General features: G+C 42.7%; 18 protein-coding genes, 1 pseudogene and 1 other annotated feature. Of the genes and pseudogenes, 12 read left to right on the forward strand and 7 right to left on the reverse strand.

What is annotated here, in order from left to right; genetic code table 11:
* Positions 1-67 precede the first annotated feature (67 nt).
* Positions 68-517, reverse strand: coding sequence for a YtoQ family protein (locus ACQKKK_RS00620; protein WP_427613304.1), 450 nt, complete (start codon positions 515-517; stop codon positions 68-70).
* Positions 518-639: 122 nt separating this feature from the next.
* Here ACQKKK_RS00620 and ACQKKK_RS00625 point away from each other — a divergent pair, with 122 nt between their 5' ends.
* The 6 genes and pseudogenes from ACQKKK_RS00625 to murC all read left to right on the forward strand — a co-directional run bounded on the left by ACQKKK_RS00625 (position 640) and on the right by murC (position 7605).
* The gene (locus ACQKKK_RS00625; protein ID WP_427613306.1) at positions 640-1146 is read left to right on the forward strand and encodes a hypothetical protein; all 507 of its coding nucleotides are present in this window, start codon (positions 640-642) and stop codon (positions 1144-1146) included.
* Positions 1147-1265: 119 nt separating this feature from the next.
* Positions 1266-1577, forward strand: coding sequence for a thioredoxin family protein (locus tag ACQKKK_RS00630; RefSeq protein ID WP_427613308.1), 312 nt, complete (start codon positions 1266-1268; stop codon positions 1575-1577).
* 50 nt (positions 1578-1627) lie between these two features.
* Complete coding sequence (locus ACQKKK_RS00635; RefSeq protein WP_427613310.1) at positions 1628-2434, forward strand: DUF1444 domain-containing protein; 807 nt, start codon at positions 1628-1630, stop codon at positions 2432-2434.
* Positions 2435-2585: 151 nt separating this feature from the next.
* Positions 2586-2783, forward strand: a pseudogene (locus ACQKKK_RS00640) (amidohydrolase); the annotation flags it as partial.
* Between the two features lie 511 nt (positions 2784-3294).
* Positions 3295-6015, forward strand: a complete 2721-nt coding sequence (locus ACQKKK_RS00645) for a DNA translocase FtsK (protein ID WP_427614033.1) — start codon at positions 3295-3297, stop codon at positions 6013-6015.
* A 285-nt stretch (positions 6016-6300) separates the two neighbouring features.
* Positions 6301-7605 carry a UDP-N-acetylmuramate--L-alanine ligase gene (gene murC, locus ACQKKK_RS00650; protein ID WP_427613312.1) on the forward strand — a complete coding sequence of 435 codons (1305 nt, stop codon included), beginning with the start codon at positions 6301-6303 and terminating at the stop codon, positions 7603-7605.
* Between the two features lie 53 nt (positions 7606-7658).
* Here the strand turns inward: murC and ACQKKK_RS00655 are convergent, their stop codons facing one another.
* Positions 7659-8771 (reverse strand): aminopeptidase, encoded by a 1113-nt coding sequence (locus tag ACQKKK_RS00655; RefSeq protein WP_427613314.1) that lies wholly within the window; start codon positions 8769-8771, stop codon positions 7659-7661.
* A 225-nt stretch (positions 8772-8996) separates the two neighbouring features.
* Between ACQKKK_RS00655 and ACQKKK_RS00660 the strand changes: the two genes are divergently transcribed.
* From ACQKKK_RS00660 to ytxJ, 3 genes are all read left to right on the forward strand, one after another.
* Entirely contained in the window at positions 8997-9506 is a 510-nt protein-coding gene (locus ACQKKK_RS00660; protein WP_427613315.1) for a DUF948 domain-containing protein, read from the forward strand.
* 47 nt (positions 9507-9553) lie between these two features.
* The gene (locus ACQKKK_RS00665) at positions 9554-10126 is read left to right on the forward strand and encodes a YtxH domain-containing protein (protein WP_427613317.1); all 573 of its coding nucleotides are present in this window, start codon (positions 9554-9556) and stop codon (positions 10124-10126) included.
* Positions 10127-10260: 134 nt separating this feature from the next.
* A complete protein-coding gene (gene ytxJ / locus ACQKKK_RS00670) occupies positions 10261-10587 on the forward strand; it encodes a bacillithiol system redox-active protein YtxJ (protein WP_427613319.1) in 327 nt (108 codons plus the stop codon).
* 60 nt (positions 10588-10647) lie between these two features.
* On the opposite strand, the gene ACQKKK_RS00675 is transcribed toward ytxJ, so the two are convergent.
* A complete protein-coding gene (locus ACQKKK_RS00675) occupies positions 10648-12789 on the reverse strand; it encodes a cell division protein FtsA (protein WP_427613321.1) in 2142 nt (713 codons plus the stop codon).
* Between the two features lie 237 nt (positions 12790-13026).
* On the opposite strand from ACQKKK_RS00675, the gene ACQKKK_RS00680 reads away from it, so the two are divergent.
* Both ACQKKK_RS00680 and ccpA read left to right on the forward strand, forming a co-directional pair.
* On the forward strand, positions 13027-14103 hold the full coding sequence (locus ACQKKK_RS00680) for a bifunctional 3-deoxy-7-phosphoheptulonate synthase/chorismate mutase (protein ID WP_061464410.1): 1077 nt from the start codon (positions 13027-13029) through the stop codon (positions 14101-14103).
* A gap of 381 nt (positions 14104-14484) precedes the next feature.
* On the forward strand, positions 14485-15489 hold the full coding sequence (gene ccpA, locus ACQKKK_RS00685) for a catabolite control protein A (RefSeq protein WP_427613323.1): 1005 nt from the start codon (positions 14485-14487) through the stop codon (positions 15487-15489).
* A gap of 60 nt (positions 15490-15549) precedes the next feature.
* Here ccpA and ACQKKK_RS00690 read toward each other — a convergent pair whose 3' ends face one another.
* Genes ACQKKK_RS00690 through ACQKKK_RS00700 form a run of 3 tightly spaced genes read right to left on the reverse strand, consistent with a single transcriptional unit; the run spans position 15550 to position 18048 of the window.
* Positions 15550-16746 (reverse strand): acetoin utilization protein AcuC, encoded by a 1197-nt coding sequence (locus tag ACQKKK_RS00690; protein WP_427613325.1) that lies wholly within the window; start codon positions 16744-16746, stop codon positions 15550-15552.
* Complete coding sequence (locus ACQKKK_RS00695; protein ID WP_427613327.1) at positions 16739-17389, reverse strand: acetoin utilization AcuB family protein; 651 nt, start codon at positions 17387-17389, stop codon at positions 16739-16741. Before ACQKKK_RS00695 ends, ACQKKK_RS00690 begins: the two co-directional genes overlap by 8 nt.
* A gap of 26 nt (positions 17390-17415) precedes the next feature.
* A complete protein-coding gene (locus tag ACQKKK_RS00700; protein WP_427613329.1) occupies positions 17416-18048 on the reverse strand; it encodes a GNAT family N-acetyltransferase in 633 nt (210 codons plus the stop codon).
* Positions 18049-18373: 325 nt separating this feature from the next.
* On the opposite strand from ACQKKK_RS00700, the gene acsA reads away from it, so the two are divergent.
* The gene (acsA, locus tag ACQKKK_RS00705; protein ID WP_427613331.1) at positions 18374-20092 is read left to right on the forward strand and encodes an acetate--CoA ligase; all 1719 of its coding nucleotides are present in this window, start codon (positions 18374-18376) and stop codon (positions 20090-20092) included.
* A gap of 165 nt (positions 20093-20257) precedes the next feature.
* On the opposite strand, the gene ACQKKK_RS00710 is transcribed toward acsA, so the two are convergent.
* Positions 20258-23290 carry a transglycosylase domain-containing protein gene (locus ACQKKK_RS00710; protein WP_427613333.1) on the reverse strand — a complete coding sequence of 1011 codons (3033 nt, stop codon included), beginning with the start codon at positions 23288-23290 and terminating at the stop codon, positions 20258-20260.
* A gap of 147 nt (positions 23291-23437) precedes the next feature.
* Positions 23438-23654: a binding site (T-box leader), on the forward strand.
* Positions 23655-23712 lie beyond the last annotated feature (58 nt).

A 23712-nucleotide genomic window follows, 5' to 3' on the forward strand; every position in this document is an offset into this window, starting at 1 on the left:
ATTTGGATAAATACCTTTTCTCGTTATCAATCAATCCACATAGGGGTCAAGCTCTTACCAGGAAGAATTACCGCCCATCTTCAAAAATATAAGAAAGCACCTTCATGGCTTGGTTCACGGATTCGACCGTGACACTCGCCTTTTCCGATAATTCCTTTAAGGCATGATGATGGGATTCCGAGCGAATCAAAATAAGCGGTTTACCCAGGGAAACGGCGGTGCTAGCGTCCATGGCAGTATTCCATTGTTTATATTTCTCTCCAAACAGAGCGATGACAAGATCAGCTTTATTCATCATAAGACCTGTCCGCAAATTATTGATTTGGGAAGCGGCGGCATCCTTCAGAATAGGGTTCGGCTGTTCTCCGAGAATATCTTCACCGACATTATCGGAGCGTTCATGGTTTTCCATCGGACCGACAAATTCTAATGGAAGCTTCAGGGCAGCGGCCTTATCTCTCAACTCACTTCTCCAATTCGAATGAATCTCCCCGGCAAGATATACGATTAATTTCATAGTTTTCCTCCTCGGTATTTAAATTGCTTTCATTGTATCATGTTTTGAGAAAATGGATGAATTTCGTAAATAAGGACAATAGTATCCATAAGTGAGTAAAAGAGAAGGCTGGAGGAATGACGATGGCTTTATCGAATGAAAAATTTCTTATTTTCGTGTTAATAAGCAGTTTGATTGCTGGTTGCTCAGGAATCGAGAGACAAACAGAAAAGGCAATGAAGGCCGCCGAAGTGGCTTTTCGTGACGATGAAAAACAGCCCAATATCGTGGCAGGGCTTATTCAGGTCTATCTGCCAAAGGATTTTAATGTAGTAGAAGAACATGATAATAATTTGATTTTACAAAAAGGTGATAAGGCTTATATATTATTTGTCAATCCAAATGAAAAGGAAGACAGCTCGGTATTATTTTTGGCGACAAAGGAGCAGGAGGATCAATATTTGATGCTGCATTCTTTTCAAAATGATGAAAAATTCGGCTTTATCTCGATAAAAGAGGCATCGAAGGAAAAGTATGAGCTTGCGGTGGGAATCGGTGCGGTCAAGCTGACAACCGAAACGGATAAAGACCACTTAAAAACCGATGCGAAACAAATGATGCAAGTCGTTTCATCTGTGCCCCAGAAATAAAATGTACCCCGAAATTTCCGGCCATTCAACCGATCCGTATTAATGGTTGATTCGGGGAGAGTCTGGTATGATGGGATTATATAAACTAAGCTGTCATTTAGAGCAGGAGGAATATTCAAATGGAAAATTTACAAACTATTGAGCAATTTGATGCATTAAAAAACGAAGGCAAACATATTTTTCTTTTTTCAGCGACATGGTGTGGAGATTGCCGTGTGATCGAACCGATAATTCCGGATATTGAAGCGAAATTCCCTGAATTTACGTTCATTTATGTAGACCGTGATGAATTCATCGATGTGTGTGCAGCTAATGATGTATTCGGCATACCAAGTTTCATCGCTTATGATAATGGCAAAGAGCTAGGTAGATTCGTGAGCAGGGACCGCAAAACACAAGAACAAATTGAGGAATTCATTCAATCACTATAATCAATTTCCCCTTCTCGCAGGGGATTTTTCAATGAAGAGGAGGGTCAATCATGAAAATGGACAGCACGAAGCTGAAAAATATCTTGAAGGAACGTTTAACAGATGATAATCGCACTTTCAAATTCGATAGCAAGCAAGATACGTTACGTGTGGAAAATGTGAAGACCGGGAAGGGGATTACCATCGAGTTGCCTCCTGTACTTGCTAACTATGAAAACGTACAGGAAAAAGCCATCGATGAAATTACCTATTATGTGGAAGAGGCCCTGAATGTAATGGGGGAAGATCACAGCATGGAAGGCAAGGAGAAATCGATTTTCCCGGTTATCCGCTCAACCTCCTTTCCTATGGAATCGGAAGAAGGAAATCCATTTTTATTCGATGAGCATACGGCTGAAACACGGGTTTTTTATGCCCTTGATTTAGGGAAGACCTACCGCCTTATAGATGAAAAGATGATTCAACGGGAAAATTGGCAGGGTGACAGGATCCGTGAAATTGCCCTTTTCAATGCCCGTTCCCTCTCAACTGAAATGAAGTCGGATATCGTTGCAGGTAATGCATTTTATTTTTTGAACACGAATGATGGATATGATGCCAGCAGAATCCTAAATGAATCCTGGCTCCGGGAAATGAAGGACAAGGTCGAGGGAACCATGGCCGTGGCCATTCCGCATCAGGATGTCATTATCATTGCCGATGTGAAGAATGATACGGGTTATGATATTCTTGCGCAAATGGCCATGAGCTTCTTTGCCAGCGGTCATGTACCGATAACGGCTCTATCTTTCCTTTACGAAGAAAATGAGCTGGAGCCCATCTTCATTTTGGGTAAAAACAAAAAGCGTGAACTATAAAATCTTGCAAAACATAAGGACCGTGTCAGCATGGAAAACCTCCAGCTTGGCAGCGGTCCTGTTTTTTATGGAGAAGTATATACAAGTTTAATAGAGTTCGACTAAAGAAAGTGAAGCATGAATGACAAAAGCATTAAGAGGGGTATGGCTGATTTTCTCAGGTTCAGAAGATTTTTCGGATTATGCAGAAAAGATTCCAGGCAGCTTCTTTTACATGGGCTGTAAACCGAAAGGGATGGAGAAGGCATAATTCAATCACCATCCTACATTCGATATTGATGAAGATGCCCTTTTGATCGCTTCCAAATCAATGGCGCAGGTTGTAAGCAGCTTGTATGAATGGGAATAGTACTATTGGTCTTTCTTTGCAAAAAAAACGTTGGAACCCACAAAACACCGTTCAGTATTAACGAACGGTGTTTTATAGGCTTCGGAGGTTCCGTGAAGGATGATGCAATGGTTTGACCAGTTTCCACCCGGTTTGGATGTAAACTTAATCTCATTGTAAACGTGATTTAACAGCGGTGTTTTATTTAAATAGTAGACTAGAGGCTGAGGTTATTTCACAATGGACAGGTTTAGACTCATTCCAGAAGGGGTTTAATAGGATAGGAGTTCTGCGAAATAGGTAGAGTTAGTAAAGAATACGATAAAAAAGCAGATACAAAACCCAAATTAGCTTAAATTTTCTCGATATTTTTAAAATAACTGGTAGAATTAGTTACATAACTACAGATGTAGAAAGAGTGATAGGTTTGAAATGGCTAAATAAGATGAAAAAATGGTTCCAAGCAGAGGAAATTATTGAAATCGAAGAAATTATTATAGATGAACCGCTAGATGATGAGACATTAAAAAATATGGATTTTTCGAAGCTTCCGAAGTCAAAGAAAGAAGAAATAAAAGTTTACAATCAAACAGTGGAAAAAATGTCACAGTCACAGACTCCAGATCCGGATACGAAAATCCTGTTTCAATATCCAAAAGGACAGTTCAAGTTTCCGCTCATTCCTGACCGGGAGCAGAAAAAAAGAAAGCCTAGGGAAAGAAACAGGGAAAATAACGAACCAGAGCAGGGGAATGTGACCAAAGAAACGAGAAGGCCTGTTAAGGATCCCGTATCAAAACGGAGAAGCATCGATCGGGAGCAAAACCCAAAAATAGTCCCTTCAAATACTCCATTCCGCCCAACGGAAATCCCCTCACCCATTTATGGGTTCCGTCGTCCGGAAAAAAAGATAGTCCCTTCTGAAGGAATTGTCGAATATGAATTGGAAAGCAAATTGCCCGTCCTTAATAAAGAAGAACCCGATATTGAGATTCAAGGATCCATCCCTGAAACCCCAAAAGCCTATGAGGAATTGAAGATAGCACCATCTGTTCTTGTACCAGAACAAGCGGAAGAAAAAAGGGAAGGCTCGGAGATACCCGCTTTCTTTCGTAAGAAGTCCATTGAGGCACGACCTGAAGTAGCAGTAAGCGAGCCTGGAATAAATGAGCATGAGGAAGAAAAAGAGGCTTATGAACAGGACCCAATTGATTTTGGACGCGAAGTCGCTGTATCCATCGTGGAAAAGACGGCTGAAGCTACTGGGGAGGCCGCTGTACAATCGACTCGACCATCCGTAAGCAACGGGATCCATCCAGAAAGTGATCCGTCAGAGGCAATACCGGAAGAAAAGCCTAACCGTCCGAAAAAACATATCCCATTTAATGTGATGATGCTTAAGCAAGACCGGGAAAAAAATGAGTTCATGAATAAAATGATGCCGGAAAAAAAAAGCCCTAATACGGAAAGGGTAGTCGTTTCAGCTGATAAGCGATCTCTGATTAATGCTGATGAAACGGAGGCAGGACAAGCGAAACCATCCACCATTCCTGAATCGAAAGCGGAGGAAGGCAAAGTTATGCCGAAGGAGGAGACTCCGGTCATTCAAGAACCCTCAACCTTAGTGGATACTGAATATGGCACCGTAACGGTCGCAGTGCCTAACAAAACATCTGAATCCAATATCGGTTCGATTCCGGTCTTTAAGCCTTCATTTGAACAGGGAACCCGCATTTCTGAAAATGGGAATCAAGAAGCTGATAAAACAGAGGCTGCAGCAGAAGGTCGGCAGAGCGATACCCCGGAAGTGTTTGGTTCCGTTGAAGCCGATGATAATCCATACTATGTGTTTCCGAATATCGAGTTGCTGACACCTCCCACTTATGCTGTGCATGATGATGAGTGGCTCGAGGAACAGACTTTATTACTTGATGAGACGTTGAAAAACTTCAATGTCCGTGCTAAGGTCGTCAATGTCACTCAAGGACCGGCAGTAACCCGATTCGAGGTGCATCCGGAACCCGGTGTGAAGGTGAATAAAGTGACGAACCTGATGGATGACATCAAATTAAGCCTTGCCGCTCAGGATATGCGGATGGAAGCGCCTATACCGGGTAAACATACAATTGGCATCGAGATTCCAAACAGGAAAAGCAAGCCGGTATTTTTGCGGGAGGTTTTGGAAAGTAATGAGTTTAAAGAACATGAATCACCGCTTGCTGTGGCTTTGGGTCTCGATATATCCGGTCAGCCGATTATCACGGATTTGAGGAAGATGCCGCATGGATTGATAGCCGGGCAAACGGGATCGGGGAAAAGTGTCTGTATCAACACCATGCTGGTCAGCTTGCTATATAAAGCGACCCCGCAAGAGTTGAAATTGCTGTTGATTGATCCCAAAATGGTCGAGCTTGCCCCATATAATCGAATCCCGCATTTGGTCAGTCCAGTCATAACCGATGTAAAAGCCGCTACGGCTGCGCTTAAATGGGCGGTAGAGGAAATGGAACGGCGTTATGAATTGTTTGTACATGCCGGTGTCCGTGATATCACCCGCTTCAATGAACAAGCGGAAAAAGCCGGTCAATATTCAAGCAAGCTGCCATATATCCTAGTTATCATCGATGAGCTTGCGGATCTAATGATGATGTCCCCTGCTGATGTAGAGGAAGCGATTTGCCGGATTGCCCAAAAGGCCCGGGCCTGTGGCATTCATTTGATTGTAGCCACTCAGAGACCGTCTGTCGATGTCATAACTGGATTGATCAAGGCAAATATCCCGACAAGGATCGCTTTTTCGGTTTCTTCACAAGTCGACTCCCGTACGATCATCGATAGCGGAGGTGCGGAAAAACTGTTGGGAAGAGGAGATATGTTATTTGCTGAAAACGGCTCTTCAAAAACGGTTCGCCTTCAAGGGACTTTTGTAAGTGATGAAGAAATCGATCAAGTTGTCAACCATGCCAAACGGGAGCAGCAGCCCAAATATCTGTTTGAACAGGAAGACTTGTTGAACAGGGCCCAGGTCACGGAAGAAGCGGATGAACTATTTTTCGAGGCATGTGAATTTGTCGTGAGCCAACAGGCTGCATCTGCATCGAGTGTCCAAAGGCGCTTCCGTGTCGGTTACAACCGTGCAGCGCGTTTAATAGAAATGATGGAGCAGCAGGGAGTCGTTTCTGAATCCAGGGGCTCAAGGCCCAGGGATGTTTTAATTACGGAAGAAGAACTGGAATTTTTACATGTTAATTAAGAGAACCTATTAAAAGGAAATTGTATATAATGTGAAAGGGTGAAAACCTTGTTATTATCACGTTAATTGAGGCAAAAGCCAATGATTTTATAAATTGGAACCTCCCTGACATGGATGAATGAATAAAAAAGTGATATAATAGTTTTTTGTTGATGAATGATTGAAAATATAAGCATGAAAAACTATGAAGAAATTGCGTTTCTAACAAGTCTCGTAATGAAAAAACAAATAACAGATGACGTCATATACTGTCATACAGGTAGACGATTGGTGGAGGTTCGCTTTATGACTGCTTACCATTTTGTGGGAATTAAAGGGTCGGGTATGAGTGCTCTTGCACAAATACTGCATGATATGAATATTGAAGTGCAGGGTTCCGATTACGAAAAAGAATTTTTTACACAATTGGCATTAGAAAAAGCCGGGATTAAAATCCTTCCTTTCAACGAGGAAAATATTCAATCTGGAATGACCATCATTGCAGGAAATGCGTTTCCGGATAGCCATCCGGAAATCATGAAGGCAAAGGAACTTGGTTTGCCGATCATCCGTTATCACCGTTTCCTAGGTGATTTCATGAAAAACTTTATCAGCGTAGCCGTTACGGGAGCGCATGGTAAAACATCGACGACCGGCTTACTGGCCCATGTAATGGGCGGGGCTAAACCTACATCCTTTTTGATTGGGGATGGAACGGGTAAAGGAATCGTGAATTCTGATTACTTCGCATTCGAAGCATGTGAATATCGCCGTCATTTCCTTTCATATTATCCGGATTATGCAATCATGACCAATATCGATTTTGACCATCCTGATTATTACGCCAATGTCGAAGACGTGTTCGAGGCTTTCCAAACGATGGCCCTTCAAGTCAACAAAGGCATTTTTGCGTGCGGGGATGATGAGCATTTACCACATATCCAGGCTAAAGTACCAGTTATTTTTTACGGATTTGCTGAAGGAAATGATTTTCAAGCGAAAAATGTTTCCGTCACTCCGGATGGCACCACTTTTGATGTGCACGTAAGGAACAATTACTACGATACATTCACTATTCCTACCTTTGGAAAGCATAATGTGTTGAATGCACTTGGTGTCATTGCACTTTGTAAATATGAAAACTTGGATAAAGAAGCTGTGAAAGCCCAATTGCTGACTTTTGGCGGAGTTAAACGCCGGTTCTCCGAAAAGGAAATCGGAAGCCAGATCATCATTGATGATTATGCGCATCATCCGACTGAAATTTCGGCAACTGTTGACTCTGCTCGTCAAAAATATCCAGAGCGTGAGGTTGTTGCGGTATTCCAACCGCATACTTTCTCGAGAACGCAGGCATTCCTGGATGAATTTGCCGACAGTTTGAATTTGGCCGACAAAGTATACTTATGTGAAATTTTTGGATCTGCCCGTGAACATCAAGGAAAGTTATCGATTGAGGACCTTCAAGATAAAATTCCAGGTGCCGAGCTGATGACGGAGAACACAACTTCAATATTGCAAAATCATGAAAACAGTGTCGTGTTATTCATGGGTGCGGGGGACATTCAAAAGTTCCAAGCAGCCTACGAGCATTCACTGCAGGTAAAATAAAAAAGTGACCGATCCGTTAGCGCGGGTCGGTCGTTTTTTTATTGGTATTTTTGTTATTTTAAATTTTCTGGATTTAAATTTTGCAGTGCGGGTAAAACGAAGCGCCCATCCTTACGTATCAAGACGTCATCAAAATGGATTTCCCCTCCGCCGTATTCCGGGCGTTGAATGTTGATCAGGTCCCAGTGAATGTCTGAATGATTACCATTAAAGGCATCATCATAGCATTGTCCGGGAGTGAAATGAAAACTTCCATCAATTTTTTCATCAAAGAGGATATCTTGCATCGGGTGTAGAATATAAGGATTTACACCAATTGCAAATTCACCGACATATCGTGCGCCTTCATCAGTATCAAAAATTTTGTTGATGCGTTCCGTATCATTCGCAGCCGCTTCAACGATTTTGCCATCCTTGAATGTTAACTTCACGTTTTCAAAAGTAAAGCCATGATAAGGGGAAGGAGTATTATACGAAATCACTCCATTGATGGAATCTTTAACAGGAGCCGTATATACTTCACCGTCAGGAATGTTCAGCTCACCTGCACATTTGATGGCTTTAATGTCTTTGATGGAGAAGGTTAGATCCGTACCGGGCCCAGTTAAGCGGACCTTATCCGTTTTATCCATCAATTCGACAAGGCTGTCCATTGCTGCGCTCATTTTGCCATAGTCGAGGTTGCAGACTTCGAAATAAAAGTCTTCGAATGCTTCAGTGCTCATTTTGGCTAATTGGGCCATGGAATTTGTCGGGTAGCGAAGTACGACCCATTTTGTTTTTGGGACGCGGATATTTCTATGTACTTTACCGACTGTCTGTCCATGAATCGCCATCTTCTCTGGAGGGACATCGGATTGTTCATTGATATTATCCCCGGCGCGAAGCCCGATATAGGCATCCATCTGGTTCATCACGTTTGCTTCAAACTCACCCATCATCTTGTACTGTTCTTCTTTGGCACCCATCAACAAGGCACGATCCACTTGGTGATCCTTTAAGAGGACAAATGGGTAACCGCCTGCTGCATAGGCTTCATTCACAAGGGCATTAACAAGTTCACGCTGCAATCCAAAGTTTTCGATCAAGATTCTTTCACCTTTTTGAAGCTTCACGGAATAATTGATTAAATTTTTGGCCAATGTTTCAATTCTGGGATCTTTCATAAAAATACCTCCATTGTTTAAATTCGACTTATCTTTCTATCATACCCGATTTCCAGCCATAAGTGTCCCCATGAATTTCATGGGGGAACTGGATGCAGGCAACAATATTTCCAGATTAGGGTTTGATGGGGTATATTGAAAAAATAAATACGTTTATAATAATAGGGAAGGGGTAATTAATATCTAACAGCTACTAAATAAGTCGATTTTTTCGGAGGTGTTCCAATGGAGATTATTTTATACGTAAGTGCTGCTGTTGCAGCGATAGCTTTTTTGGTCCTTGTTATTTTCCTGACAAAGGTACTGACGTCACTTCAAACAACCCTGGACAGTGTGGCCCGGACGCTAACAGGATTAGAGAGCCAAATGCAGGGCATAACGCTCGAAACTACTCAGTTATTACATAAAACGAATACGTTGGCTGAAGATTTGCAGCAAAAGTCAGAAAACCTGAACACGGTGGTGGATGCCGTGAAGGATGTAGGTACATCCATCTCTAGCTTTAATTCTTCCATCCAAAAGGTTTCCCATAAAGTGCAAGCTGAGATTGATAATAATCAAGAACGAATCTCTCAGATTGTACAATGGAGTAATGTAGCTTTAGAGATTAGGGATAAATGGAAGACCAGAAGCAAACAGGCTGCCCCAACCCCAACTGAAAGGGCGGAGTTAGAAAGGGAAGCACTGGAAACCGATAACCTGCCTAAAAAAAGGTTTTTACGTTCTAGATCATAAAATCTAGTTAAATAAAAATGAATTGAAAATTGAAAGGGGAATGTATTATGACTCAAAAAGAATTTCAGACAAAGGACTATCAGAAATCATATGAGGACGAACGCGACTCGATCAATTCTAAGGACTTTATGATTGGCGCCTTGATTGGCGGGATGATCGGAGCGGCCACTGCTTTGTTCATGGCTCCCAAAACAGGCAAGGAATTAAGGAATGATTTCAATGAACAAGCTAAAAACATTTCAGAGAAAACGGAAAGATTAAGACAAACGGCGATGGAAAAAGGTACGGTTCTTGCTGATACTGCAAAAGAAAAAACAAGCTCCGTAACGGAAATCGTTTCAAATAAATCTTCAAATATCGTTAATAAAGTGAAAAGCCTAAAAATGGGAAAAGAAAACGGCGACTCTGCTGATGATACGACAAATTCGAGCAATAAGGATATAGATGAGACGGGAGCTTCCGATGCTCCTATCGTATCTGTAGAAACGAATTTTGCTAACGGCAGCAACCCGGAAAATGATCCTGCCGATCCTACAAGCGGAAACAAGAATACGGCAAAATTAAAACTTGATGAAGCGAAAAAGGCATTTGATGAAACAGAGAATAAACTAACGAAATAAACTCTTGACCCTTCCATTCTTTTAATGGGGATGAAGAGACAGAAAGTTACGCAGAATAAGGCGGTGAAGCGCTTCGATGGCTTCACCGCCTTTTTGATGGTAAAATTTATATGTACAAGGAAAGGAGATGCATTATGAAGATTACCAAAATTGAAACAGAAGAACAATTCAATGAGCTTTTAAAAGAGGATACATTCCTACTTTTCAAGCATAGCGTAACATGCCCGGTCAGTGCTGAAGCATATGAACAATATGAAAAGTACATCTTAGAGAACGAACAACTTAAAACGGCCTATTTAGCCGTTCAGGAAGCTCGTCCACTATCCAATTATGTGGCAGAAACATTTGATATCAAACATCAATCACCTCAGGCCATCCTTTTTAAAAGTGGAAAACCGGCCTGGAATGAATCTCATTGGCGGATTACATATGATTCATTGAGCAAAGCCATTACTGAATGATTGATAAAGGCCGGATCCCTCAGATAAGGGAATCCGGCCTTTATTTATCCAATCATTCATTCATTTTACGGTGGGCCAAAGGATTTTCAAACGATCTCCAGGGGAAACCTTTTCTTGAAAGGTTGTTTCCTGTTCATTTTTGATGAGGATGAAGCGGTTATTTCCCTGATTAGGGAAATCGATTTCGACATGGCGAAATAAATCCTGAAAAATGAATGGGTCGGGCTTTTGCTGGATCAAGGCAAGTGAGTCTCCTGCATGGATTACCTCGTTCTCATCCAAAAGCACATCATCCCGCCGGAACTCGGCTAGTTTCCTGGAAAGCATGACTTGATTATCCTCAAAAAAAACAGGTACGGTGAAAGTATGCTGAATATTTAACTTTTTCGCGACATCCCTTAACTTTGGGTGATCCATTGTTGTGATTTCTATTTCATCACCATCCTCAAAGGAGTATGCAAGCTTCGTTTCCAGGCCATTTTTAGTGATCCTTCCTGCAAGGGCTGGAAGTTTGATCTCTTGCCCGTTCAAATGAAAGGAATATGGCTCAAGAGACGCAAGAAGTTCAGGCAGCTGCAGTTCTTTAATCAATTCTTGGATGGTTCCAGGCAAGTGGCAGACGATTTGATCATGATCCTCGACAAATTCATCGCCGGTTACAGCTTCGCCGTTTCTGGTAATCGAAGCCGAAATCCTATGCTCGGTTCCATTGACGGTTACTGTTCTTGTAATCTGGCCATCAAGCAAATCGTGTATCCGTGTCATGGCGGGCTCGCCGTCTGCGCCTTTAGTTGTCATGATGACATCTTCATTCTTAACTTCAGTGTTTAGGGAGGTTTCCACTCCATTTAGGGTGATCAGCGATTTTTCCCCTTGCTTTCCTGGAAGCGTGATCTGCTGACCGTTCATATGTACGATTTTGGCCATCCCCGGTTTACCATACAGTTTACTTATCCGTAAACCGGCTGCAAGCAGGCAATCCCCTACGTTTGTCCGTTTCATCTCGAATAGGCGGATGGGGCGGTCGTCAACGGTTACACTAATATACTGAATCGGATTTTTAACTGCTGCTATGGCAATGCCGATTGGAGTCACCAACTCGGGGCCTTTTTGAATCGTATCCGAAATGTTTAGATTTTGGATGGCATCAATTCCTCGGATGGCGACCCTGTTTTCAGGCAAATTCAATTTTTGGGCCAAAAGGCGAGGGAGATCGGGCGTCTGGCTGCCTCCTCCGATTAGCATGACTGCTTTAGGGGATTTTGCATTATTCAAAGCGAGGATTTCCGTACTGATTGCCTCAGCCAAACGATCGAGTGCGGGATGAATGTTTTGGATGATTTCTTCTCTGGGGAATTCATTGGTGAAACCCAGAATATCCGTAACCATAATATGTTCCTGATTGGTTAAGTCCCTTTTGGCCTGTTCAGCCAGTGGGAAATCAAGAAGCAGGCAGTCACTGATCGACTCGGTTATTTCATCCCCGGCGATCGGCACCATCCCATACGCAATGACAGTTCCAGAATCCGTCAGGGCGATGTCCGATGTCCCGGCTCCGATATCGACTAAAGCGACGTTTAAGCGCCGCATGGATGCCGGAATGAGCACATTGATGGCCGCTATCGGCTCGAGAGTGAGGGCTTGCATTTCCAAATCCGCTCTTTTTAAGGCTGCCAGCAGCGATTCCACGACAACTTTCGGAAGGAAGGTTGCAATGATTTCAACGGATGCTTCATCACCGCTCTGGTCGATTAGACTTCCTAATTCCTGACCGTCGAGGCGATAGTACAAAACGGAATAACCAACACAATAATAGGTGGATTGGGAACTGTTTTGCTTGGCGACAATCGTCTGTGCCTCTTGGACGGCACTGAATTCAAGATGGAGAATATCTTCACGTTTCAGCATCGGCTTGCCGCAGATATTGATTGCCATTTCCGCCCGTTCGGTTTTTAATGCCCTTCCTGCTGCGGCTACGGATACTTCCTTAAATGGGCCATGCACTTCTTCAAGTTGACTTTTTATATCGGAAATGACTTTCGATACGGCCAGGACATCGTGGATTTGTCCATCAAGCATCGCTCTTTCGGAGTGCTCTTGAGATAAAATATCAACTATATTATAGCTCTCATGTTCTTTTTCCAATATAATTCCTACAACAGATCGTGTTCCAATATCTAGTGCAAATAGTTTTTCTTTCATGTGTAACACCTACTTTTATGTATTTATAACTTTAATGCTTAAAAGCGTTTAATTATTAAAGAAAAAGTTAGTGACATTTAAGAGTTCTTCATTTATAATTGATTTAATTATACATGAAATATTCTAAAATTTTCATTGATAAAATAATTGGGGAAATGATCGGAGATTCAAAAGGGATTTTGGATTAATGATTGCTGCACCGATTTCTATTTTAAAAAACGAAGGGATGGATTTGTAATGAGCAACAAAGAGCTTGATGGACTTCGTAATCAACTGGATGATGTGAACCTTCAGTTATTACATCTTATTAATCAACGTGCTGAACTTGTACAGGAAATTGGTCGCGTAAAAGAAAAACAAGGTGTAAACCGTTATGATCCGGTCCGTGAAAGAACAATGCTGGACCTTATCGAAGCTAATCATCAAGGACCGCTTGATCTTGGTTCGATTAAACATATTTTCAAAGAAATCTTCAAATTAGGCTTGGAGCTTCAAAAAGACGATCAGAAGAAAACGCTTCTTGTATCTAGAAAACAAAAGGCTGAAGACACTATCATCGACATTAAGGGTGAATTGGTCGGTAATGGGATCCCTAGCTTTGTTTTCGGACCATGTGCCGTTGAATCTTATGAACAAACTGCTGCGGTGGCGGAAGTCATTAAAGCTAAAGGTTTGAAATTGATGCGCGGCGGTGCATTTAAGCCACGTACATCTCCATATGACTTCCAAGGACTTGGTTTGGAAGGCTTACAAATACTTAAACGTGTGGCTGATGAATACGGCTTGGCTGTCATCAGTGAAATCGTGAGCGCTAACGATATCGAAGCTGCGATCGATCATATTGATGTCATCCAAATCGGAGCACGCAACATGCAAAACTTCGACTTGCTAAAAGCGGCTGGTGCTGTAAATAAACCAGTTCTTTTAAAACGCGGACTGGCTGCAACGATTGAAGAGTTCATTCATGCAGCGGAATATATCATGTCGCAGGGCAATGGCAACATAATCCTTTGTGAACGCGGTATCCGTACTTACGAAAAAGCAACAAGAAACACACTTGATATCTCTGCCGTACCGATTTTAAAACAAGAAACCCATTTACCGGTCATGGTTGATGTGACGCATTCCACTGGTCGTCGCGACCTCTTGCTTCCGACGGCTAAAGCGGCGCTTGCAATCGGTGCTGACGGTGTAATGGCTGAAGTGCATCCGGACCCTTCCGTTGCTTTATCGGATTCTGCACAGCAAATGGACTTCAAACAATTTGATGAGTTCTACGATGAAATTAAACGTTTGAATTGGGTAACTGTATAAGCTGGAAAGTCTTTAAAATATCTACTTACGGCCCTTACCTCCTTGGCAAGGGCTATTTTTAATGGTAAAATACTTGTTTTTGCAGAAAAAGCATCGAAATAAACACTATTGGATTGCAGGAAAGATTCGACTATCGTATGATAAATAACAAGAATGAGAACTGTTCGGAAGATTGAGTCATACATAAAGTGATATCTATGTGAATTTTATACTTGAAAAGGGTATTGAATCTTTGACTGAGAAGAGAGTAGGACTGCATTTTTTATTAGGCAGATCGTTCCTAAAATAATCTTCCTTATAGAGGAAAACGCATAAAAGAATTTTTCCCGAAATAATTCGGGTCTTTTATGGGGAAAATGAAAGAAATGGAGGAATGGATGAATGAATAATATAACCATTTATGATGTGGCGCGTGAGGCGAATGTTTCCATGGCCACCGTTTCCCGCGTAGTTAACGGGAATCCGAATGTAAAGCCTGCAACAAGGAAGAAAGTTTCGGATGTGATTGAGAAGTTAGGGTACCGTCCCAATGCAGTGGCAAGGGGTCTTGCCAGCAAGAGAACGACAACAGTCGGGGTCATAATTCCGGATATCTCGAGCATCTTTTTTGCCGAATTGGCACGAGGTATAGAAGATATAGCCACCATGTATAAATACAATATCATTCTAAGCAGTTCCGATGAGAATATAGATAAGGAATTCCATTTGTTGAATACGATGCTTGGAAAACAAGTGGATGGTATCGTATTCATGGGCGGTAACATTTCTGATGAGCATGTCAAAGAGTTTAAGAATTCACCCGTTCCAATCGTTTTGGCAGGTTCGGTGGATGAAAGCGGACAAGTTCCATCAGTTAATATTGATTATGAGGCCGCGGCATTCGACGCAGTGACTTTCTTTGCTAAAAAAGGCCACAAGCATATCGCTTTTGTAAGCGGAAATCCTTCCGCGCTAATCGATGAAAAGAAATTGACTGGTTATAAACGAGGGTTGAAAGAAGCTGGGCTTACTTTCGATGAAAGCTATATTGTTGAAGGCGATTATACATATGATTCAGGAATCGAGTCTTTTGAAAAGTCCTTGGAAGCTGAAGAGAAACCGACGGCATTCATCGCCAGTGCTGATGAAATGGCGCTTGGGATTGTCCATGCGGCACAGGACAAAGGGTATAATGTACCGGAAGACTTTGAAGTGATCAGCTTCGACAACACGAGATTGACATTGATGGTGCGACCGCAAATCACGACGATCGTTCAACCTTTATATGATATTGGTGCCGTTGCGATGAGGCTTCTGACAAAGTTGATGAATAAAGAACAAGTGGAGGAAGGTCATGAAAAAGTGATCCTGCCACATCGGATTGAAAATCGTCAATCAACGAAATAAGCTGGTTTGGAGAGTGTCCGGGGGGCACTCTCTTTTGTTTCTTAAAAAAAAGATCGTTTTTCAACGATCTTCTGGTTGACTGTGGTCCTTGCTTGTCGATGTTTGCTTGGAAGACCGAATAGGATATAGAACCTTTTCAAGCGTCAGGGCATTTTTCTCGGTAATTTCAGGCTTCCTCGGAATGGGTTCGTATATATCCTCCATGTCATCCCATTCGTTCGGTAGCCGAACAGGGGACTCAGGCTGCCAGCAATCAAGCCATTCTTTTGATAAGGGACCTGATATATCATTATTCGTCATTTCAAGCCAGACCCTCGACCAAGCCCTCGGGACGACGCGCCATATATCATATCCCCCGCCCCCTACTGCAATCCACCGTCCATCGCAATACTTATGAGCCATTTCGTGGGCCAACTTTGGTATTTCCCTATAAATCTTCATGGTGGCCGATAAATGGGTGAGCGGATCGTAATAATGGGAATCGGCTCCGTTTTGCGTTAAAATGACATCCGGTTTGAAGAATTCAATGACCTCTTTAAAGGAAGCGGTATAGCATTCGAGCCAGGAGTCATCTTCCGTGAATGCATCAACCGGGATGTTGAATGAATAACCGTATCCTGTTCCTTGACCCCGTTCGTTAATATTGCCAGTGCCGGGAAATAAGTAGCGTCCCGTTTCATGAATGGATAGGGTGCATACATCCGGATCATCATAAAATGACCATTGGACTCCGTCACCATGATGTGCATCGGTATCGACATACAAGACACGTGCCCCATATTTTTTTTGCAGGTATTTAATCGCGACCGAGCTATCGTTATAAATGCAGAAGCCCGAGGCTTTCCCTCGGAAACCGTGATGCAGGCCCCCTCCAAGATTAAGTGCATGCAAGGACTGACCGGTCATGACGGCATCAACCGCAGTCAATGTACCGCCTACAAGCAAGGCACTTGCTTCATGCATCCTGGGGAAGATTGGGGTATCTTCTGTTCCAAGCCCGTAATTTATGGCCTTTTCAGGGGGGAGCTTACCCTGTCCTGCTAATCTGACAGCGTTTACATAATTGTGATCATGAATCAATTCCAATTCTTCATCTGTAGCCATTCTTGGCTTGATAATTTGATCATCACTGATGGCATGGTGTTTTTTTAACAAATCCAGCGTGAGTTTAAGCCGTTTTTGATTGAACGGATGTTCATCGTTGAATTTATAGGTAAGGAGATCATCCGAATAGACAAAGAGGGGTGTATCATTCATGGGAAATCCCCGGTAGACTAGGCCATAAAACGGTATAGCCTTCTTTCTTCAAATCCTCCACCACCATAAATGGATTCATCGTCTGTACTCGAATTACAAGAATCTTATAATCGGTCCCATCTTTTTCAGGATAAACAAGAGTGCTCAGGATATTGGAATTGCGCCTTTTGAAAATGTGGGCAATATCATGAAGGGTACCAGCCTTATCAGGGATTTTGATTTCGATTTGGGAACCGGGCTGGTTGACTCCGGTCAACTCAACGTATGAATGAAGCAAATCAGAACCGGTTATGATGCCTACTAACTTCCTTTCTTTTACAATTGGAAGGCAGCTGATATTGTTATCGCAAAAAACTGCCCCGATTTCTTCGACGAAATCTAGCGGGTGCCCTGTGATTATATCCGTTCTCATGATGCTTGATAATGTTTTTTGTAATTCATTTTCATTTTCTGCGGTGCGGAATATAGAGGGGGCAGCATCCCGTATATCACGGTCGCTGACTAATCCGACAAGTTGAAAGCTGTCATCGACAATGGGGATATGGCGAATTCGTTTCTCCTTAATGATCAAGACAGCGCTATGGATTGTATCCGATGGAGTGAGAGTGATAATATCCTCATTCATTATTTTTTCAACAATCATATTCCTTCCTCCTCTTATACGCCTTTTTAATACATGAACCGATTCATAAAACGCAATTGGTCGAATTTCTGGATGGATTCCGGCGGCACTCTTTTGCCAATGCGGGCCATCAGGCAGTTGGCCGGATGTGAACTGATTTCAGGATCATCTGTTGCAAAGTAGACTAAGTCGCCGGCACTCATCATTTTTTCCATGACCTTGCGATAGTCCCAAATATTCAGCCCTGTCCCTTTCAAGTCCCAATGCCAATAGTATTCAGTGGTGATGATGATGAAGTCTTCGACCGAATCGTCTTCCATGGAAAGGCTGATTAAGTTCTTCCCGACGGAGGCACCCCGGTATTTAGGGATGACCTCGATTGCACCAAGCTCTATCAGGTCCTCCATCTTGATTTCCGACCAGCGTTCCAAGGGATCGGGATATAAATAAGTTACATAACCCACGATTGTTTCATTTTCACGGGCGATAAAGATCCTGCCTTCAGGCAAGTCTGCAATCTCTATTAACGCTTTATGCTGCAAAGCAGGCGGGCGGAAGGCGACCAAGTCTTCGTGAAACTCATAAGCGGATATTCTTTCGCCGTTTAACGGCCCCTCGATGATGAGCGTTCCGCTTAATGTCTGCAGTTCCTTAGTATAAAAGGTCTTATTATATTCCATTCTTTCACCACCCTTGTAAAATAGTAATCTTATACTTTCGCATTCCGGAGTATAAGAAGCATCGAAAGCTTACATAAATTATACATAAAAACAAGTGGTATAATCCAGAAAGTTCAAGGCATATATGAATCTTTTGTTACAGTAATTCCCATATATCCGCCATCGATATGAACTCATATTAACTATAACAATATACCTGTGATTTCAAAATTCATCAAGAAAGATTTTCCCTAATATGGAAGTGGATAATATTTTAAAAATTGAGATAATTAAGTTTTTATACTATAATGAAAATATAGAACCGAATAGAGGGGGAATTTGTCATATGAATGTGAAAGCGTTGCCAGTAGTGGAAGGTAATTTTAATTTAAAGAATTACGATGAAAAATACAAGAAGTTTGACTGGTCCGAGACGGAAAAGGAATTTTCCTGGTCTGAAACAGGTAAAGTGAATCTTGCATATGAAGCCATTGACCGCCATGTTGAAACATATAAAAAGAACAAAGTAGCCCTTTATTACAAAGACGATAAAAGAAATGAAAAGTATACATTCAAGGAAATGAAAGATTATACGAACCAAGCGGCCAATGTGTTCAAGAACATTGCCAATGTGGAAAAAGGCGATCGCGTTTTCATCTTCATGCCACGCTCCCCGGAGCTTTATTTTGCATTGTTGGGTGCGATTAAAACGGGGGCTGTCGTAGGGCCGTTGTTCGAAGCCTTCATGGAGGGCGCGGTAAGGGATCGCCTTGAAGATAGTGAGGCAAGTGTTATAGTGACGACCCCTGAGCTTTTGCCGCGCGTCCCAGTTGATGAATTACCCCACTTAAAACATATTTTCCTAGTGGGGGAAAATATAAAAGAAGAAGGAAAGTATCATCACTTCAATAAAAAATTAAAAGAAGCGGACAAAAAATTCGAAATTGAATGGGTGGATCGGAATGACGGCCTGATTCTTCACTATACCTCAGGTTCCACAGGAAAGCCAAAAGGGGTGCTACACGTTCATAATGCGATGATCCAGCACTATCAAACGGCAAGGTGGGTCCTTGATTTGCAGGAAGAGGACGTGTATTGGTGCACAGCGGATCCTGGATGGGTGACAGGGACTTCTTATGGTATCTTTGGACCGTGGCTGACAGGTACATCCAATGTCATTGTAGGTGGGCGCTTCAAGCCTGAATCCTGGTATAAAACCTTGGAAGACTTTGGTGTCACGGTATGGTATAGTGCTCCGACTGCCTTCAGGATGCTGATGGGCGCAGGTGACGAAATCGTTAAACGGTTCGATTTGAGTTCTCTCCGCCATGTTTTAAGTGTCGGTGAACCGTTGAACCCGGAAGTGGTGCGCTGGGGAATGAAGGTATTCAATCACCGTATCCATGATACATGGTGGATGACGGAGACGGGGGCTCAGGTCATATGCAATTATCCTTGCCTGGAAATTAAACCGGGTTCGATGGGTAAACCGATTCCTGGTGTGAAAGCGGCAATAGTGGATGATCAAGGCATCGAGCTTCCACCGCATAGAATGGGGAACTTGGCCATCAAGAAAGGATGGCCTTCGATGATGAAGACTGTCTGGAATAATGAATCAAAATATGAATCTTACTTTATGCCCGGTGATTGGTATGTTTCCGGTGATTCCGCTTATATGGATGAAGATGGTTATTTCTGGTTCCAAGGCCGGGTTGATGATGTCATCATGACGGCAGGGGAAAGAGTCGGACCTTTCGAAGTGGAAAGCAAGTTGGTCGAGCACCCAGCCGTAGCTGAAGCGGGGGTCATCGGTAAGCCGGATCCAGTTCGGGGGGAAATTATCAAAGCATTTATTGCCCTCCGTGATGGATACGATGCAAACGATGAGTTGATTGAAGAAATTCGTCAATTCGTAAAGAATGGTCTCGCAGCACATGCGGCGCCGCGTGAAATTGAATTCAGGGATAAACTTCCTAAAACGAGAAGCGGGAAAATCATGCGCCGTGTCTTGAAAGCTTGGGAACTGGATCTCCCAACTGGTGATTTATCATCGATGGAGGATTGAAACGCTGGGTTATCCTGATTTTTAAGAAGGTTAAAAGACATCCATGGTCAATTGCATGGATGCCTTTTTTTGAGTTCGGGAACATTAGCCGAATTAGTGTGGGAGACTATAATGAAACAGGCTGTCGGGAATTCCCCGACAGCCTGTTTCACTTTAAAAAGAGTGTCATTCTTCCTCTTCTTCAGCTTTATCTGTGTCTTTATCTTTATCATTGACTGTATCTTTATCTTTGTCGGTCTCTGTATCTTCTTTGTCTGTATTCTCTTTGTCTTGATTTTGCTCTTTATCGATATCTTTATCTATAACTTTATCTTTATCTTTATTTGTGTCTTTATCTTTTTCTTTATCTGATGTACCATTCTCTTCTTTTGAGTTTGGTTTTTTATCTGCTATTTTATCTGCTATTTTATCTTTTTCGCGATCATCTTTATTCTTTGTGGAATCTTCTTTTGAACTTGTCTTCTTAGCACCGCTTTCAACACGCTGAGAAGGGGCTGATTCTTTACCGACTATGTCTACGGCAGTTACATAATAAGAACCGCCAGAGCTGACTTTGTAAACAAGACTCTCACCAGCATTGATGCTCGCCACTTTTTTGCCGTCTTTATAGACACGATAGCCGACGACGTCTCCTTCAGGATGCAAGCCCCATGTAATCTTATCGTTACTGATCGTTATGGATAGGGGATCGGGTACTTTTCCATTATCATTCAATTTCGCTTTCGCCCCGACGACATTCCCTGATTTTTCGCCTCCGGGAATAACGGATCCCGGGTCATTGACATATTGCAATCCGATATCTGCGAACGAATCTGGATTGAGCATGAACCCGCCGCTTGTGAATTCGCCAGGTGTTTGCGGAAGGGCGGCGTAGCGCTTGCTGCCGACTGATACATATTGCCCGTCTATGAAACTATTATCCGCCTTGGATGGAGCATATTTGGCTATGAATAAATCGGATTTTACAAGACCCGCCTTTTGGCATGCACTTGAAGGCAGCAGTCCTGAAACGCCACAGAAGGAACGGCTGACGATTCCGCCAGGCATTTCAAACCGCTTATCGGGGTCGATGAGTTTCGGGTCGACTTTATATGCGGCATTGATCAGATCTGCCCAATAATACATATTACGTTTATTATATTCAAGACCATTGTAGGTCCCTTTCAAGGATTTCGGTGTATCATAACCCAGCCATGTACCGAATGATACATTCGGGTTGGTGGCGACGAACCAGGCGTCCCAGTAGTTTTGGGAAGTTCCGGTCTTACCGGCCCAATCGCTTGAGAAAGCAAGTCTGTTCCTGACCGAAGCGGCCGTCCCGCTGTTTACGACATCACGCATCATATCAAGCGTCAAGTAAGCGGCTTGTGGTGAGAAAACATCCACTGGTTTCACTTTATGTTCATAGATGACCTTGCCATCCTTCGCTACGATTTTATCGATCATATAAGCATCGATGAATTCCCCTGAATTGGCAAATGTGCCAAATGCATTGACATTTTCTTCAACGGTCACACCGTTCTTCATGGCACCTAATGACATGGAAAGATTGGAGTAATCCTCTTTCGTCACGGTGGAGAATCCCATTTTCTCCAAATAGGAAGCGGGGCTCAGGTTGATTATTTTCTTGTAAAAGAGCGCTGCCGGGATGTTGTAGGAATTCTTTAGGGCCTCGCGGGCAGTCGATACTCCCGTAAAGCTGCCGCCGCCATAGTTTCCTGGACTCCACGCTGGATTTCCTGGAATTGTAATAGGTACGTTGGCTGTTACGCTTCCTGGTGAGATTTTGCCTAGCTCGATGCCTGGACCATATACGAGCAAAGGCTTCATCGTTGACCCGTTTGAGCGCAGTGATCCGGTTGCATGGTTAGTCTGTGACTGTTTGAAATCACGGCCGCCTACGAAACTGATGATTTTTCCTGTTTTATTTTCGATTAGGATCGCCCCGGCTTCAACGGGCTGGCTCACAGTCTTCATTTCCTTCGTATCCGGGTCGATGACTTGTGCCGTTTTATCGTATCCGAAATTCGGATAGTTTTTCGTAACTTCCTGCATTTTATCATATATCTTTTTATTGACCGTCGTATGGATCTGATAGCCGTTTTGACGCAGGTTACGATCGGCAAGTGCTACATATTGTGCTTTTAAATCTTTATCCTTTAAATCTTTCTCTTCATATCCATCTTCTTTTGCCAGACTGACAGATAGGATTTCGATGGAGCGTTTTTCAATTTCAGTGGTGAGCCAAGGATATTTCTCGGATGGCAGCGCCTTTTTACCGATAAAGTCTTTTGTAATGTCGTATGCGCTTGCTTTATCATACTCTTCTTTCGTTATGTATCCGTTACTATACATCCGTTTTAAAACGGTTTTCATCCGGTTGAGGCCGGGTTCTTGATTATCTTTCAGTTTCCCTTGCTGGGTATACGGTGTATAACCGAAAGGACTTTGCGGCAATCCAGCAATAAAGGCAGATTGGGGCAGTGTCAAATCTTTGGCCTCCACGCCGAAAATACCTTCAGCAGCGGACTCGACACCAGCGATGTTACGACCGGAAGAGTTTCGCCCCAGAGTGGAGACATTTAAGTAGGTTTCCAAAATCTCTTCTTTTTCAAAGAACTTTTCGACCCGGAGTGCAAGCAGGATTTCTTTTGCTTTCCGATCAAATGATACTTCGTTGGTCAGGATTTGGTTTTTAATAAGCTGTTGTGTTAAAGTGCTTCCTCCCGATTGGACGGATGCATTCGTAAATTCCTGGTAAATGGCCCGCAGGATAGCTTTCGGGACAACCCCGTCATGTTCATAAAAATATTCATCTTCTGTAGCGATGACTGCATTTTTAAGATACTCCGATATTTTATCGATGGACACTTCTTCACGCTCAAGGTCACTCTTAAGTTTGCCTAAGTATACGTCATCAGCAAAGTAAACCTCAGAGGTCTCTTCGTAATTGTAGATGTCTTTTTTTAAATCCTCTTTTGAGCGTACCGGCTCATCTTTGACGAGGGCAGCGAAATAGCCGGCTCCGACGCCGCCGGCGAATGAGAATCCTAGAACCCCAACAATAATGAGGATCAACGTTAGGTTCCAAATGACTTGGTATGTAACCCTTGCATTTTTTTGTGTTTTTTCATTTTTAAAAAAACGGGTTATCTGTTTCCATGCTGTTTGAAATCTATCTTTTTGATTATTATTCATCCTATCATACCCCCTGAAATCACATATATTATAGCATATAACACGGAAAGGAAAGACGAACTTTCATATTTTTCTAGAATCTGTAAGGGTGATGTTGACAATGAATGTTATGTATGATAAAAATTTATTAATAATAAAATTTATTAAAAAAGCGCGATGATAGGACCCAGTAGTCAAACTATCCCTGTTTTAGAGAGCCGGTGGTCAGTGGAAATCGGTACACATAGTGAGATGAATTACTTCCTGGAGCATTTACTGTGAAATGATTAGTAGCAGGAAACGGTTGACGACCGTTATTCGTCTCGAGCGGAGGACGCATTATGTCCTCAAGTTGGGTGGTACCGCGAATTTATTCGTCCCTTCATATTTATGAAGGGGCGTTTTTGTATGCTTTTTGCGGGATTTTTTCGGATTGAAGGAGG

The sequence above is a fragment of the Peribacillus sp. NPDC006672 genome, assembly GCF_050274955.1.
Taxonomy (GTDB): Bacteria; Bacillota; Bacilli; order Bacillales; family DSM-1321; genus Peribacillus.